The organism is Pseudomonas paralactis (assembly GCF_001439735.1).
Classification (GTDB): Bacteria; Pseudomonadota; Gammaproteobacteria; order Pseudomonadales; family Pseudomonadaceae; genus Aquipseudomonas; species Aquipseudomonas paralactis.
The window spans coordinates 376,043-390,502 of the sequence record NZ_JYLN01000002.1; the positions used below are offsets into that span (position 1 = coordinate 376,043).

The window sequence follows — 14,460 nt, forward strand, 5'->3', positions numbered from 1 at the left end:
AGCGGGCTTGCTCGCGAAAACAGTGTGTCAGTCACCCGATACTTCACTGACCCACCGTATTCGCGAGCAAGCCCGCTCCCACAATGGGCCTGTGTTTCATAGCTCTATCCTCAGTGTTCTTCGCCCTCAGCCAACAGCGCGATACCACCGATAATTACCCCCACCCCCACCCAGTGCAGCAGGCTGATGTGCTCGCCCAGCCCCAACCACGACCCCGCCAGCACAGCCACAAACACCAGTGAACTCAGCGGAAACGCCAAAGACAAACTGCTGCGCCGCAGGATCAGCATCCACACAAAAAACGCCCCCAGATAACTGGCAATGGCGGCCAGTATCCCCGGGTTACGCGCCACGTCGGCCAGCCACTGCCAGGTAAAGTCCATCTGCCCCAATTGATCACCGGCCACCTTGGTAAACAATTGCCCGGCGCTTTCGGTGGCGATCAACAGTGCCCACAGCACCAGGGTGCCCAGACGCCCATGTAACCAACCGCTATCGACTGTTTGCGTCGTCATGCCTGGCTCCCCGCAATCGCTACCAACATCACACCCAGGGTAATCACCAGCGTGCCCAGCCAACGCCTTGGGCTGACCCTTTCCTTGAGCACCACCCTGCCCGCCAGAACCACCAGGCAATAGGCCAATGCCGCCAGCGGGAACAGCAGGCTCAATGGCGCGCGGGACAAGGCTTCCAGCCAGACAAAAAACTCGACGACATAGGCGCCGACGCCCGCCCAGAGCAGCGGCGCATTGAACACCTGGCCCCAAAAGGCGCGCAGGCTGAACCCGCCATCGAGTTGCGGTAAGCGGTCCACACCGAGTTTGAAACACAGCTGGCCAATCACATCGAGGACGATGGAAAACGCCAGCAACAACACCACGGTCAGGGTCACGGGAACAGCTCCTCAAACAGGTTGATCAGGGCTTCATTGGTCGCGGCATTGCGCTGCAAGTCTTGCGCGCTCCAGCGCTGCGGTGGCGGCTGGTCGGACTTGGCTTCCCAGCGCTTGAACGCGTTGCTGAACACCGGCGTGGCGAACTCACCGCACACGTCGATACCAATGATGCGTTTATGCGCCGCCAACGCCCGCAGGGCCTGGAGCAGATGGGTCAGGCGCATACCGCCCTGGTCCCAGTTGGTGGCGGCGTCTTCACTGGCCAGCACATCCTTGTCGATGGTGATCCAGATCGCCTCGGTGGGCAGGCTGGCGATCATCTGGTCGAGAAATTTCGCCCAATCCAGCTCAGCGAGGTTGCGCCAGTGCAGGTGGTTTTCCTGCTGCTGGTGGCCCGCCCCATCGCCGACCCGGCCCCAGACCTTGGACGGCGGGTGCTGCCACGGAAACAGCTGCAATTGCCCGCGCTTGAGTGCCCCAAGGTTGCCGCCACGCAATTGCGGGTTATGCAGGTCATCGCTGCACGGGCCGAGGGTGACGATACGTTTGATCGCCGGCATCTTCAGCGCACGGTTGACCCACGAACCACAGTGGCGCCTGGGTGCAAAGCGCACCCAGTCGGGGTGGTTGTCGAAGTGGATCAGGCTGACGGGCTCTTTAAGGTCAGCCAAAAAGGCCGGCGTGAGGTGGTGGTAGTCGCCGGAGCCGACAAACAGGATTTCCGGGCGCGCATCCCTGGGCCTAGGCCGTTGGGCGAGGCGCTCGGTGAAACGTTTCCAGGTTTTTTCAGTGGACCACAGGCGCAGTTTCGGCCCCAGGTCGAGCAGGTCCAGACGCGTGGCCCGGCCGCTGGCCAACCGCCGGGCAATGGGCGCCTGGCCGGTGAGGCTGTGGTCGAGGTCAAGTATGTTCAAGGTAGTGTTTCACCCCTAATGGCAGCGCCCAACCGCAGGCCGGCTGGGCTTTAGGGGGTTAATGCAAGGGATGGGCCAGCGTTGGGATGAGCGCCGTTTTTGAAAACAATGAGTATCAAGTGTGGGAGCTGGCTTGCCTGCGATGGCGGTGCCACGGTTAAACAGGTGCCGACTGACCCACCGCTATCGCAGGCAAGCCAGCTCCCACATTAGAGCGGCGTCAGGATCGCGCGTCGGCAATGATCTGGCGAATCGCGCCCACAAAGGCTTCAGCCGGCTGACCGCCGCTGACCGCGTACTGGTCGTTGAACACGATGGTCGGCACCGAGGTCACTCCGCGGGTGATCCACAGCTTTTCCTGCTCGCGAACTTCGGCGGCGTATTCATCGGAGGCGAGAATCTGGGCGGCGCGTTTCAAGTCCAGACCGACGCTTTCGGCAATGATCGCCAGAGTCGCGTGATCGGACGGGTCCTGGCCATCGCTGAAGTACGCCTTGAACAGGGCTTCCTTGAGGTTGTACTGCAAGCCCTCCAGCCCGGCCCAATGCAACAGGCGGTGCGCATCGAAGGTGTTGTAAATGCGGCTCTGGCCGTCGGTGCGAAAGGCAAAGCCCAGCGCTGCGCCCATGTCGCGGATACGCGCCCGATTGGCCTGGGATTCTTCGGCGGTGGAGCCGTATTTTTCGGTGATGTGCTCGACGATGTTCTGCCCGATGGCGGGCATGTTCGGGTTCAGCTCAAACGGCTGGAAATGAATCTCGGCCTGCACCTCGGCGCCAAGCTGGTCGAGGGCTTCGGTCAGGCCGCGCAGGCCGATGATGCACCAGGGGCAAGACACGTCGCTGACGAAATCGATTTTCAGGGGAGTACTCATGGTAGGCAACCTCGCTGGCATTAATGCGCCGCAAAGCTACACGATACACCACCTCTACAGCAGCTTCGACGGCGCGCCCTGGTCAATCTGCGCCCAGTGCGCCGTATCCTGGCGATGGGCTTGCAGGTACGGCAGCACCGCCGCCAGCAGCGGCGCCTTGAACGCCTCCTGAAAACGATGGGCCAGACCCGGGATCAATTTCAGCTGGCTGCCCTGGATATGCGCGGCCAGATGCACGCCGTGCATCACCGGCAGCAACGGATCAGCCGTGCCGTGCACAACCAGGGTCGGCACGCGCAGTTGGTTGAGCAAAGGTACACGGCTGGGCTCGGCGAGGATCGCCATGATCTGGCGCTTGACGCCTTCGGGGTTGAAGGCGCGGTCGTAGGACTGCGCCGCCTGGTGCAGCAATGCCTGACGATCATCCTTTACGTTCGGGCTGCCCAGCGCTGCGAGCAAATCGGCTTGCTGCTCCAGGGCCACTTCGCGATTGGGCGCGCTGCGCCGCGACAGCAATTGCACCAGAGCCGCGTTCGGAGCGGGCAGGCCCTCGGCGCCGGAGCTGGTCATGATCAGAGTCAGGCTCTCGACCCGTTGCGGCGCCATGGCCGCCATGTGCTGGGCGATCATGCCGCCCATGCTCGCGCCGAGAACATGAAATTGCTGCACCTGCAACGCATCCATCAAGCCCAGCGCGTCGTCGGCCATGTCGGTCAACGTATAGGGCGCCGCCACCGGCAGGCCGAGCTTGTAGCGCAGCACTTCGAAGGTCAGGTTGGCACTGGCCGGCGCCTGACGCCAGGTCGACAGGCCGACGTCTCGGTTGTCGTAGCGGATCACCCGAAACCCTTGCTCGCACAGGGCGACCACCACTTCATCCGGCCAATGGATCAACTGCCCACCCAGCCCCATCACCAGCAGCAAGGCAGGGTCCGACGCACGCCCGATACTCTGGTAGGCGATGCTCACCTTTTCCAGGTCGACCGTTTGGGTAGGGACATTGACATCACATCGAGACGCCGCAAAAGACGGCAGGCCGAACAACAGAGCGGCCAATAAAAGCAACACGCGCATGAAAAACACCGAAACGCAGAACCCCAGTAGAGCGCGAGTCTGATGAAGTTTGTTCAAGCGCGCTGCCACAGTTCGATGACAGTTTGATGAAGAGTGCCAGGCGGTCATGGTCGACACGCCTTTAAACATGAGACAAACTCACGTCATTCAATATTCTTGCAAATTGTTCTCATGGTGCGCCCGTGCTCGAAATCCGTCATCTCAAGACCCTGCACGCCCTGCGTGAAGCCGACAGCCTGGTGGAGGCCGCCGAGCGCCTGCACCTGACCCAGTCCGCACTCTCCCATCAATTCAAGGAGCTGGAAGAGCGCTTGGGCATGCCGTTGTTCGCCCGCAAGACCAAGCCCGTGCGCTTTACCAGCGCCGGCCTGCGCCTGCTGCAACTGGCGGACGCCACCCTGCCCTTGCTGCGTGGCGCCGAACGCGATATCGCGCGGCTGGCCGGCGGCACCGCCGGGCGCCTGCACATGGCTATCGAATGCCATAGCTGTTTCCAGTGGCTGATGCCCACTATCGACCAGTTCCGCGATGCCTGGCCGGAAGTCGAGCTCGACCTGGCCTCCGGCTTTGCCTTCGCGCCATTGCCAGCCCTGGCCCGCGGCGACCTGGACCTGGTGGTGACCTCCGACCCGCTGGAACTGCCGGGCATCACCTACGTACCGTTGTTCACCTACGAAGCCATGTTGGCCGTGGCCAACCAGCACGCGCTGGCGAACAAGTCATACATCGTGCCCGAAGACCTGCTGACAGAAACCCTGATCACCTATCCGGTGGAACGTGACCGCCTGGACATCTTCACCCGCTTCCTGGAACCGGCCGACGTGGAACCCGCCCAGGTGCGCACCTCGGAACTGACGGTGATGATGATGCAACTGGTGGCCAGCGGCCGAGGCGTCTGCGGTATGCCTCATTGGGCACTGCATGAATACAGTTCACGCGGGTACGTGAAGGCCAAGCGGTTGGGCGAAAAAGGTCTGTTCGCCACGCTGTACGCAGGCATTCGGGCCGACATGCTGGATGCACCGTACATGCGCGACTTCTTGCTGACAGCCAAAGACACCTCATTTTCCACCCTGGATGGAGTGAGTGCCGTGCGTTAAGCGACTGCATAGCCACCAACGCTAACCACGATGCGAAGCGAGCCGCTCTTGCTCTTGATCTGCTTTTGATCTGCTTTTGATTTTAAGCGCCCCGTCAAACCACGCTGGCCGAAGTGAGGGCACACCGAGCCTAAGCGAGGTGCCGAGTGGTGGGGCAAGAGCGTTTTGCTTACTTTTGTCTGGGCCGGCATTCCGGCTTTTCAAAAGTGAGCCGCTGTAAAAGCGGAACCAATAGCAGCCGTGACCCTAATAACGGATATGTACTCGATCAAAGTCCAGCATCCCAACCAACCCTGAGGCCGCCATCGGGGGCAAGCCCCCTCCCACATTTGAATCGTGTGGCATCAGTGAGATCGTCGTCGGCTTTCAGGCCGCCATCGGGAGCAAGCCCCCTCCCACATTGGATATCACTGATCTTTTAACTCACGCCACATGTGGATCTTGTCGAAATACTCCTCACCTACCCGCACCGCCAACGGCTCCAACCCGTACTGAATAAAACCGCAACGCTGATAAAGCGCCAACGCCGCGTCATTCCCGGCGGTAACAGTCAGTTGGATCAGCTTCAACCGCGGCTGCCCACGAGCCTGCTCCAGCGCAGCCTCTACCAATTGCCGGCCCAATCCACGTTGTTGATAAGCCGCGCTCACGTACATACCGAACAAGGTCGCCTTGTGCCACGCCTTCTCCCGCGGCTCGAACGCCAGGCCGACGATCCCCGCCAGTTGATCACCCTCGAATGCCCCAAGCAGGCGATCCAGGGCGCTGCTCACGCGCTTTTCCCACCAGCTCAATGGCATCGCGGCACGCTCGGCAACACTGGAGGTAAATGCCTGGGGATACGCGCCATAAGCCTCAAGCATCAATGCCCGATACGCTTGGGCATCGCCAGCCTGCAATGGGCGAATCATGCGCTGCGCAAGGAAGCACGGTAATGGGGCAGGATGTACTCACGCGTCAGCGGCGCCAACTCCAGGCCGCCGTCGCCCATGGGGTCGATCCAGCATATTTCTTCAATTTCGGCCGCCGGTTTTACCGCCACGTCGATATGCAACTGGTACATATCGGCCTGCACCATAAAACCCGGCTCATTTGCCGCCCGGCTCGAGAATTGGCCGAGATACACGGCCTCTTGCGGATTAATGTGCAGGTTCAGCTCTTCGTGCAGCTCACGGGCCAACGCCTGGAGCGGGGTTTCGTCAGCATCGATCTTGCCGCCAGGCTGCATGAAGGCCCGGGTGCCGCGCTTGCGCACCAGCAAGGTTTGGCCGTCTTTGTCGATCAAAACGGCGGCGGCGATGCGGATAGTTGAATGGCTCATGAAGGAATCGAGGTATCGTCCGGTTGTTTGATGAATATGCTGTATTTGGCACCCTCCATGGCTTCGAAGGCAATCAGCTTGTCTACCAGCGGCAGGTTCAGCACCTTGCCGGCGTTGAGCAGCAACATGCCGTTGTCGGCATTGAGGTTGCGTGCCAACACCATCCCGGCTTCAAGTTCGCGGGTGGTGAGGACTTTGACCGTCGGGTCGCCCAGGGTCACGTCGCTGAGGAAGGTCGCGCAGGCCAGCACAAAGTCTTCCACCAGCGCCGGGTCATACAAGCGCCCGGCGTATTTGCGAATGTACAACAGCGCTTCGTCGCTGTTCAGGTGCCGCTCCAGGATCAAGCCCTTTTGCAGCTCGATGAAATCCACCGCCAGCTTCAACAGCCGCGAACCTGCGGGAATGGTCTCGCCCTTGAGGTGATCGGGAAACCCCGAGCCGTCCCACCGCTCCTGATGATGACGAATGATCCGCGCTGCATCCTTCATCGGTTCCAGGGTCATCAACAGTGATTCGCTTTGCGTCGGGTACTCGCGATACTGCGCGCGGTCGGTGCTGTGCAGTTTGTCTGCCGGCGACACCATCATGCTGTCGCTCCAGCTCAGCTTGCCGATGTTGTACAGCGCGGCGGCCATGGTCAGGTCGCGGGTGCTGGCTTCATCCAAAGACTGGGCAGCGCAGCACACGCGGATCAGCTCGATCAACGCGCGGTTAGTCTGCTTGTTCTTGGGCAAGCGCAGGTTGGCCAACAGCGAAAACACTTCAGTGCCGGTCACGTAGCTGCGCTTGAGCTCATCGTAGGCCAGGTCGAGCATGTCGGCGGTCTGCTGCAACTCGGCGGTGCGCGCGGTCACGCGTTTTTCCAGGGTGGCGTTGAGCGCTTTGAGCTGCTCGTTCTGCTGGTGGGTCAGGCGTTGGAGCCGCTGGTGTTCGAGGCACTGCTGCAGCACCAGTATCAGCTCTGCGTCATTCCAGGGTTTGCTGATGTAGCGGTGGATCTGCCCGTCGTTGATGGCCTTGATGATGGTGTCATGGTCTGCGTAACCGGTGAGCAGGATGCGGCCGGTGGCGGGATACAGGCGGTGAACCTGCGCCAGGAGCGTGGCCCCGTCCATACCGGGCATACGCGCATCGCTCATCACCAGGTCGATAGGGCGACTGGCAAGAACCTCCAGCGCCTGAGCACCGCTGGTGGCCAATAAAACCTCATAAGGCTGGCCGCGCAACAGACGGCGCAGGCTGTTGAGGATCGATTCCTCATCGTCGACCAGCAAAACGGCAGACTTCGTAGCGAGTTGTTCATCCATGGTGACTCTGCCTTCAAATTGAACGAAGCTTGGCTCAACTGAACCCCTGCAAACATACGCGATGTTGATTTGACGCCAACTGGCCGTCGATATCAAGGGAACTCAACTATGCTTTGCAGCAGGTTGAAAAGCACGCAAATCGCTGTGCCGGACACCTTCGATTGCGCAACACTGGTACTCGATCAATAGCCCAGGGCCTGCAAGGAGTGCTCGCTTGAGCAAGGTTTTAACTACCCGGTTCGGCTTGATGTTGGCGTTGTGCATGAACATCGGCACTCCACCGAGCGCCGCCCCGCTGAATGAAGCACTCAAGCCATTGCCCGCGGTTGCGGCACAGGACCCGGCCAAAGTTGAGCTGGGCCGCCGGCTGTTCAACGAGCCGCGGTTGTCGGTCAACAACACGCTGTCCTGCGCCAACTGCCACCACCTTGAAACCGGCGGCGCCGACAACAAGCCCTTCTCCCTTGGCTTCGACGGCAAGCCGGTGCCACTTAATACGCCCACCGTGTTCAACGCCAGCCTGAACTTCAAACAGTTCTGGGATGGCCGGGTCGACACCCTTCAAGCGCAGATCGAGCACGTGGTGATCAGCCCGGTGGAAATGGGCAGCGACTGGAAAACCGTGGTGCACAACCTGTCAGCCCACCCCGAATACCAGCGCGCATTTGCACAGCTGTATCCCGATGGCGTCAGCGCCGCCAATGTGCAGGACGCGCTGGCGACCTACGAGCGCACACTACTCACGCCCAACTCGCGGTTCGACCAGTATCTGCTGGGCAACACCGAGATCCTGACGACCAAGGAAAAATACGGCTACCAGCGTTTCAAGGACTATGGCTGTATCGCCTGCCACCAGGGCGTGAATATCGGCGGCAATATGTTCCAGAAGTTCGGCGTGATGGGCGATTACTTCAAGGCACGCGGCAACCCGGTCGAATCGGACCTGGGGCGCTACCTGCTGACCGGGGAGGAAGAGGACCGCCACGTATTCAAGGTGCCCAGCCTGCGCAATGTGGCCGTCACTGCGCCCTACTTCCACGACGCGTCAGCCAAGACCCTGGAAGACGCGGTTGACGTAATGTTCAAGTACCAGTTGGGCCGCAACCCGTCCCAGGAAGACAAAGAACTGATTATCCAGTTTCTCAAGACCCTGACCGGCGAATGGGCGGGCAAGCCGCTATGAGACGACTCTCGCGCCGCCGTGCCGGCCAGATACTCCTGGGTGTCATGACCCTGTTCCTGGCCTCCACCCTGGTATTTCTATACCTCAAGTCTTCCCGCGACCAGACGGCCACCTATACCCAGTCGCGAGACCTGATCCGCCAGCTCCAGCAGCTCAATGCTCAATGGGACAGCGAAGTGCTCAAGGCCCGGATCGCGATTACCCACAATTACGATCCGCTGGTCACCCCCCTCTCGGACATGACCCGTATCTGGTCTGAACTGCAAAGCCGCGACACCCACCAAAACCCTGCCGACCTGGCGGGTTGGCAGGCCAACGAGGCGGCGTATATGAGCGCCATCCAGGAGAAAGCCCGCCTGGTGGATCAGTTCAAGTCTCACAACGCTGTGTTGCGCAACTCACTGGCGTTTTTACCGACCGCCGAAGATGACATCCAGGCCCAATTCAACCAGATTGACGATCAAGGCCGGCTGCAACTGCAAGACGTGGCCACCGACACCTACGACCTGCTGCTCAGCAGCCTGGAGTTTGCTCAGGTCACCAGCGACGAACGCGCCGCCGATATCCTGGTGGGCCTGGGCAAACTGGCGATCAACAAACAGAGCCTGCCCAGTGAGTTCCAGGCGCCGGTGGATATCCTCAGCAACCATATTTCGCTGATCCTGCGCGAACAGCCGCTGGTCAACAGCCTGCTCGAACGCATCGCCGCCGTGCCGGTGGCCGAGCGGCTCGACGACTTGACCACTCACCTCAACCAGGACCAGCAGACTTCGGACCTGGTTGACCATCAATATCATCGCTACCTGTTGGTCTTCTCGACGCTGCTGGTGGTGCTGTTGCTGTACCTGGCAGTGCGCCTGCTGCGCAGTTTTGCCGAGATCAACCGCGTCAATCGCGCCTTGCAATCGGCCAACGAAACCCTGGAGCAACGGGTGGAACGGCGCACCCAACAACTCAAGGACGCCCAGAGCGAACTGCTCGACAGCGCCCGCCAGGCAGGCATGGCGGAGATCGCCACCAACGTGCTGCACAACGTCGGCAACGTGCTCAACAGCGTGAATATTTCTGCCGAGCTGGTCAGCCGCAAACTGCGCGGCAGCAAAGCCCTGGGCCTGGGCAAAGCGATGCAATTGATCAACGCACACCAGAGCGACCTGGGCACCTTTCTCACCGAAGATGAAAAAGGCAAATTGCTGCCGGGTTACCTCAACCAACTGGTGGAAGCGATCGCCGTGGAGCAACAGGGCATGAGCGATGAGCTGGCGCAACTGAGTAAAAGCATCGATCACATCAAAGACATCGTCTCGACCCAGCAATCCTATGCCGGCGCCGCCACGTTGCTGGAGCCCATCGATATTGGCGCTTTGATGGATGACGCCCTGCGCATGAACGCCGGCTCGCTGAGCCGCCACCACGTCACGGTGATCAAGGAGTACGCACAGGTCCCGCAGATCCTCGGCGACAAGCACCGCCTGCTGCTGATCATGGTCAACCTGATCAGCAACGCCAAGTACGCCATGGACAAACTGTCTGATCGGCCACGGCAAATCACCCTCGCGGTCGAACCGGTGGGCGATGACACTTTGAAGATCAGCGTGAAAGACGATGGAGAAGGCATACCGCCTGAAAACATGACACGAATCTTCACCCACGGTTTTACCACGCGTAAAGAAGGCCATGGCTTCGGCCTGCACAGCTGCGCCCTCGCCGCGGTGGAAATGAACGGCCAGCTCAGCGCTCACAGCAACGGGCCAGGCCTGGGCGCGGTATTCACCTTGACCATCCCCCTGACCCTTGCCGGAAGCCGCTCATGAACCAACCTCCCAACCGGCGCATCCTGCTGATCGACGACACACCGTCCATTCATGAGGATTTCCGCAAGATCCTGATGCCGGAGGCTGTGTCCAGCCAGGCGCTGGATGACATGGAGTCGGCGCTGTTTGGCGAAGCGGCCAAGCCCCAGGCCCAGGCGTTCGAACTGCATTCGGCTTATGGCGGCGAAGAGGGTCTGGGCTTGCTCACCAGCGCCATGGCGCAACAGCGTCCGTATGCGCTGGCATTCGTTGACATGCGCATGCCCCAGGGCTGGGACGGTGCAAAAACGATCGAAGCGTTATGGAAGGTCGCGCCCGAGTTGCAAGTGGTGGTGTGCACCGCATACTCGGATTACTCTTGGGAAGACCTGCTGTTTCGCCTGCAGGCCCATGACCGCTTGCTGATCCTGAAAAAGCCGTTCGACAATATTGAAGTGCAGCAAATGGCCAATACCCTGGCCAATAAATGGGACATGGCCCGGCGTGCGTCCCTGCAAACCTCACACCTGGAACAACTGGTGGAACAACGCACCCAGGCGCTGCAATTGGAAATCAACGAGCGCAAGCACCTGGAAAGCCAACTGGTGCAGTCGGAAAAGCTCGCCTCCCTTGGGCAGCTCGCCGCTGGCGTCGCCCATGAAATCAACAATCCGGTGGGTTTTATTTCCTCCAACCTCAGCACCCTCGATAGCTACTTCAAGCAGCTGCAACAAATGCTCGATGCCTATCAACGCAGTGAGGAACACCTCGCGGCGCCAGAACAGCGCGATCTGCTGAAGGTATTGCGCACCGACCTGGAACTGGACTTCCTCAAGGAAGACATACCGATCCTGATCCGCGAATCCCAGGAAGGCATTGGCCGCGTGGTGCAGATCGTCAAAGACCTGAAGAACTTCTCACGGGTGGACAATGACCAGACCTGGCAGTTGGCTAATCTGCAGCAAGGCATCGACTCGACCCTGAATATCGTCGCCAGCGAACTCAAGTACAAGGCCGACGTGGTCAAGCACTACACGCCCCTGCCGGACATCGAATGCCTGGCCTCGCAACTCAATCAGGTCGTGATGAACCTGGTGATCAATGCGGCCCAGGCCATGGGGCCCCAGCGCGGCACCATCACCATCAGCAATGGCGTGGAAGGCGAGAATATCTGGCTGGAAGTGGCCGATGACGGCTGCGGGATTGCCCCTGAAAGCGTACCGAAGATTTTCGACCCGTTCTTTACCACCAAGCCGGTGGGCGAAGGGACCGGGCTGGGGTTGTCACTGTCTTACGGCATCGTCAAGAAACACGGCGGGGACATTTGCGTCAGCAGCGAACTGGGCAAAGGCACGACATTTCGCGTGGTGTTGCCAATTCGTCAGACGGCGGCGTAGGGCACGCCGCCGAATCATCCTCATGCCTCGACTTTTTTCGGGTTCGACCCAAACGATGCAAAGCGCTTGTTGAAGCCGGCGATGCGGCCTTCGGCCTGGGTCTTGCGCTGCTGGCCGGTGTACACCGGGTGCGATGCGCTGGACACGTCCAACGGGATATAGGGATAGGTGTTGCCGTCACTGTGTGTGTGGGTGCGGTCGCTGTCGGCAGTGGAGCCGATAAGGAAATACACGTCAGCGGCGGTGTCGTGGAACAGTACGGTGCGGTAGTCGGGATGGATACCAGCTTTCATGAGGCCTCCGGGGCGTTTGAGTGCAATACATGCGTTATACAGTAACACTAATAATGCAGCCAAACGAGAACAGATTGCAATAACTACAGGCCGATCCGTTCTCCTCCGAGAGGTCCCAGCAGGTCGCCAGTCGTCTATTGCGGGCCAGTCTGTCCCAGTGATGAGGTCAAACTGATTATTCCCACAGGTTGTCTATGGTTTCCTCAGAGGCGCAGAATGGGTGATCGACCTGAAGAGTCCGAACCCAAGGAAACCGTATGAGCCTGTCCTTGTTAAGCCGCTACGCCTTCTTTGCTGTGTGCGTCATTTTCACCCTCGCCAGCCTGCCCTTTATCGAACATGAATGGCTGTGGCCCATCACCCTGGTCACCGGCATCCTCAGCCTGATCGGCATTTTCGACCTGCTGCAAAGCCCCCACGCCGTGCGCCGCAACTACCCGATCCTGGGCAATATCCGTTACCTGGTGGAAGGCATTCGCCCGGAAATCCGCCAATACCTGCTCGAATCCGACAGCGACGCCCTGCCCTTCTCCCGGGCCCAGCGCTCGCTGGTGTACTCGCGTGCCAAGAACGAAACCGCAGACAAGCCCTTCGGCACCTTGATCGACGTATACCAGTCGGGCTTCGAATTTATCGGCCACTCCATGCGCCCGGCACCGTTGAGCGACCCCAGCGCCTTTCGCGTGATGGTCGGCGGCCCGCAGTGCACGCAACCCTACTCGGCGTCGGTGTTCAACATCTCGGCGATGAGCTTCGGCTCGTTGAGCGCCAACGCGATTCGCGCCCTCAACCAGGGCGCCAAGCTCGGCAACTTTGCCCACGACACCGGTGAAGGCAGCATCAGCCCCTATCACCGCGAAAACGGTGGCGACCTGACCTGGGAACTGGGCAGCGGCTACTTCGGCTGCCGCACCAGCGACGGCCGTTTCGACCCGGAACGCTTTGCCGCGCAGGCGCAGAACCCGCAAGTACGCATGATTGAAATCAAGATGAGCCAGGGCGCCAAGCCGGGCCATGGCGGAATCCTGCCCAAGCACAAGGTCACCCAGGAGATCGCCGACACCCGCGGCATCATGATGGGTGAAGACTGCATCTCGCCGTCGCGTCACAGTGCGTTTTCCACGCCCATTGAGCTGATGCAGTTCATCGCCCAGTTGCGTGAACTGTCCGGCGGCAAACCAGTGGGGTTCAAGTTCTGCCTGGGCCACCCATGGGAATTTATGGGCATCGCCAAGGCCATGCTCGAAACCGGCATCCTCCCCGACTTTATCGTGGTGGACGGCAAGGAAGGTGGCACCGGCGCAGCCCCCGTGGAGTTCACCGACCATATTGGCGTGCCGCTGCGTGAGGGTTTACTGTTTGTGCACAACACCCTGGTGGGCCTGAACCTGCGCGACAAAATCAAACTCGGCGCCAGCGGCAAGATTGTCAGCGCGTTCGATATTGCCAGCGTCCTGGCCATCGGCGCCGACTGGGCCAACTCGGCGCGCGGCTTCATGTTCGCCATTGGCTGCATCCAGTCCCAGTCATGCCACACCAACAAATGCCCGACTGGCGTAGCGACACAAGACCCACTGCGCCAACGGGCTCTGGTGGTGCCGGACAAGGCCCAGCGCGTATTCAACTTCCACCGCAACACGCTGCACGCCCTGGCCGAAATGCTCGCCGCCGCCGGGCTCGATCATCCGTCGCAGTTGTCGGCCAAGCACTTGGTGCGACGCATGTCGGCCACCGAGATCAAACTGTTTTCGCAGTTGCATGTGTTCTTGAAACCCGGCGAATTGCTCACCGGGGACGTGAACGGCGAGTTCTATTCGCGCATGTGGCAGATGGCGCGGGCGGACAGTTTTGAGCCCCACGAAACCGCTGCAGCCTGACGGACGCCTGCCATGTTGAAAGTCATCGCTGAAGACTTTATCAAGCCCGAGCACCTGGAAACCGTGCGCCCGTGGTACGCCGAACTGGTGGAAAAAACCCGCCAGGAACCGCTGTGCATGGACTACGATCTGTTTGTCGATCAAAAAGACCCGGGCCATTTTATTTTTATCGAACAATGGCCCGATCAGGCGGCGCTGGATGCGCACTGCCAAACCGAACACTTCAAACGGTTGGTGCCGCAGATCAACGCGTATCAGGCCAAGCCGTGCAGGATATTGTTGATGGACGCTTTTGGATAAGCCCTGTTCCGGTACGAACCCAGGATGCCCGAACAGGCGCCCCATCTATCTGAAAACAGCCCCTGACTGTCAATTCTGACAGTAGATGATTTTGCTCGGATGCAAAAGACTAAGGCATATCCCCTGCCC

The 14,460-nt window shown here is 60.2% G+C and carries 15 protein-coding genes; 6 read left to right on the top strand and 9 right to left on the bottom strand.

Features of this window, described 5'->3' with window-relative positions:
* Nucleotides 1-110 precede the first annotated feature (110 nt).
* The 5 genes from TX23_RS05970 to TX23_RS05990 all read right to left on the bottom strand — a co-directional run bounded on the left by TX23_RS05970 (nt 111) and on the right by TX23_RS05990 (nt 3,757).
* Nucleotides 111-515, bottom strand: a complete 405-nt coding sequence (locus tag TX23_RS05970) for an EamA family transporter (RefSeq protein ID WP_057701419.1) — start codon at nt 513-515, stop codon at nt 111-113.
* Entirely contained in the window at nt 512-892 is a 381-nt protein-coding gene (locus TX23_RS05975) for an EamA family transporter (protein ID WP_057701420.1), read from the bottom strand. Before TX23_RS05975 ends, TX23_RS05970 begins: the two co-directional genes overlap by 4 nt.
* Nucleotides 889-1,809 (bottom strand): arginase family protein, encoded by a 921-nt coding sequence (locus TX23_RS05980; protein WP_057701421.1) that lies wholly within the window; start codon nt 1,807-1,809, stop codon nt 889-891. The genes TX23_RS05975 and TX23_RS05980 overlap by 4 nt, the downstream gene beginning before the upstream one ends.
* Before the next feature lie 220 nt (nt 1,810-2,029).
* A complete protein-coding gene (locus TX23_RS05985) occupies nt 2,030-2,683 on the bottom strand; it encodes a DsbA family oxidoreductase (protein WP_057701422.1) in 654 nt (217 codons plus the stop codon).
* A 54-nt stretch (nt 2,684-2,737) separates the two neighbouring features.
* Complete coding sequence (locus tag TX23_RS05990; RefSeq protein ID WP_057701423.1) at nt 2,738-3,757, bottom strand: alpha/beta fold hydrolase; 1,020 nt, start codon at nt 3,755-3,757, stop codon at nt 2,738-2,740.
* A gap of 182 nt (nt 3,758-3,939) precedes the next feature.
* On the opposite strand from TX23_RS05990, the gene metR reads away from it, so the two are divergent.
* On the top strand, nt 3,940-4,857 hold the full coding sequence (metR, locus tag TX23_RS05995) for a transcriptional regulator MetR (RefSeq protein ID WP_057701424.1): 918 nt from the start codon (nt 3,940-3,942) through the stop codon (nt 4,855-4,857).
* Between the two features lie 407 nt (nt 4,858-5,264).
* On the opposite strand, the gene TX23_RS06000 is transcribed toward metR, so the two are convergent.
* The 3 genes from TX23_RS06000 to TX23_RS06010 are packed head-to-tail and all read right to left on the bottom strand — an operon-like array spanning nt 5,265 to nt 7,488.
* Nucleotides 5,265-5,768, bottom strand: a complete 504-nt coding sequence (locus TX23_RS06000) for a GNAT family N-acetyltransferase (protein ID WP_057701425.1) — start codon at nt 5,766-5,768, stop codon at nt 5,265-5,267.
* Nucleotides 5,765-6,178 (bottom strand): NUDIX hydrolase, encoded by a 414-nt coding sequence (locus TX23_RS06005; RefSeq protein ID WP_057701426.1) that lies wholly within the window; start codon nt 6,176-6,178, stop codon nt 5,765-5,767. The genes TX23_RS06000 and TX23_RS06005 overlap by 4 nt, the downstream gene beginning before the upstream one ends.
* Complete coding sequence (locus TX23_RS06010; RefSeq protein WP_057701427.1) at nt 6,175-7,488, bottom strand: HD domain-containing phosphohydrolase; 1,314 nt, start codon at nt 7,486-7,488, stop codon at nt 6,175-6,177. The genes TX23_RS06005 and TX23_RS06010 overlap by 4 nt, the downstream gene beginning before the upstream one ends.
* A gap of 247 nt (nt 7,489-7,735) precedes the next feature.
* Here TX23_RS06010 and TX23_RS06015 point away from each other — a divergent pair, with 247 nt between their 5' ends.
* Genes TX23_RS06015 through TX23_RS06025 form a run of 3 tightly spaced genes read left to right on the top strand, consistent with a single transcriptional unit; the run spans nt 7,736 to nt 11,861 of the window.
* A complete protein-coding gene (locus TX23_RS06015; protein WP_407071377.1) occupies nt 7,736-8,671 on the top strand; it encodes a cytochrome-c peroxidase in 936 nt (311 codons plus the stop codon).
* On the top strand, nt 8,668-10,485 hold the full coding sequence (locus tag TX23_RS06020; RefSeq protein ID WP_057701751.1) for a DAHL domain-containing protein: 1,818 nt from the start codon (nt 8,668-8,670) through the stop codon (nt 10,483-10,485). The genes TX23_RS06015 and TX23_RS06020 overlap by 4 nt, the downstream gene beginning before the upstream one ends.
* A complete protein-coding gene (locus TX23_RS06025; RefSeq protein WP_057701429.1) occupies nt 10,482-11,861 on the top strand; it encodes an ATP-binding protein in 1,380 nt (459 codons plus the stop codon). The genes TX23_RS06020 and TX23_RS06025 overlap by 4 nt, the downstream gene beginning before the upstream one ends.
* A gap of 20 nt (nt 11,862-11,881) precedes the next feature.
* Here TX23_RS06025 and TX23_RS06030 read toward each other — a convergent pair whose 3' ends face one another.
* A complete protein-coding gene (locus TX23_RS06030) occupies nt 11,882-12,154 on the bottom strand; it encodes a type B 50S ribosomal protein L31 (protein WP_057701430.1) in 273 nt (90 codons plus the stop codon).
* Nucleotides 12,155-12,411: 257 nt separating this feature from the next.
* Here TX23_RS06030 and TX23_RS06035 point away from each other — a divergent pair, with 257 nt between their 5' ends.
* Both TX23_RS06035 and TX23_RS06040 read left to right on the top strand, forming a co-directional pair.
* Nucleotides 12,412-14,031, top strand: a complete 1,620-nt coding sequence (locus TX23_RS06035) for an FMN-binding glutamate synthase family protein (protein ID WP_005785200.1) — start codon at nt 12,412-12,414, stop codon at nt 14,029-14,031.
* Between the two features lie 12 nt (nt 14,032-14,043).
* Nucleotides 14,044-14,331: a putative quinol monooxygenase gene (locus tag TX23_RS06040; RefSeq protein WP_057701431.1), complete on the top strand. Its 288-nt coding sequence runs from the start codon at nt 14,044-14,046 to the stop codon at nt 14,329-14,331.
* Nucleotides 14,332-14,460 lie beyond the last annotated feature (129 nt).

Excerpts from the sequence above, each read along its gene's own strand:
- TX23_RS06000 (WP_057701425.1), bottom strand. The coding sequence starts at position 5,768 with ATGATTCGCCCATTGCAGGCTGGCGATGCCCAAGCGTATCGGGCATTG.
- TX23_RS06020 (WP_057701751.1), top strand. The coding sequence starts at position 8,668 with ATGAGACGACTCTCGCGCCGCCGTGCCGGCCAGATACTCCTGGGTGTC.
- TX23_RS06030 (WP_057701430.1), bottom strand. The coding sequence starts at position 12,154 with ATGAAAGCTGGTATCCATCCCGACTACCGCACCGTACTGTTCCACGAC.
- TX23_RS06005 (WP_057701426.1), bottom strand. The coding sequence starts at position 6,178 with ATGAGCCATTCAACTATCCGCATCGCCGCCGCCGTTTTGATCGACAAA.
- TX23_RS05985 (WP_057701422.1), bottom strand. The coding sequence starts at position 2,683 with ATGAGTACTCCCCTGAAAATCGATTTCGTCAGCGACGTGTCTTGCCCC.
- TX23_RS06010 (WP_057701427.1), bottom strand. The coding sequence starts at position 7,488 with ATGGATGAACAACTCGCTACGAAGTCTGCCGTTTTGCTGGTCGACGAT.
- TX23_RS05990 (WP_057701423.1), bottom strand. The coding sequence starts at position 3,757 with ATGCGCGTGTTGCTTTTATTGGCCGCTCTGTTGTTCGGCCTGCCGTCT.
- TX23_RS05970 (WP_057701419.1), bottom strand. The coding sequence starts at position 515 with ATGACGACGCAAACAGTCGATAGCGGTTGGTTACATGGGCGTCTGGGC.
- TX23_RS06035 (WP_005785200.1), top strand. The coding sequence starts at position 12,412 with ATGAGCCTGTCCTTGTTAAGCCGCTACGCCTTCTTTGCTGTGTGCGTC.
- TX23_RS06040 (WP_057701431.1), top strand. The coding sequence starts at position 14,044 with ATGTTGAAAGTCATCGCTGAAGACTTTATCAAGCCCGAGCACCTGGAA.
- TX23_RS06025 (WP_057701429.1), top strand. The coding sequence starts at position 10,482 with ATGAACCAACCTCCCAACCGGCGCATCCTGCTGATCGACGACACACCG.
- TX23_RS06015 (WP_407071377.1), top strand. The coding sequence starts at position 7,736 with ATGTTGGCGTTGTGCATGAACATCGGCACTCCACCGAGCGCCGCCCCG.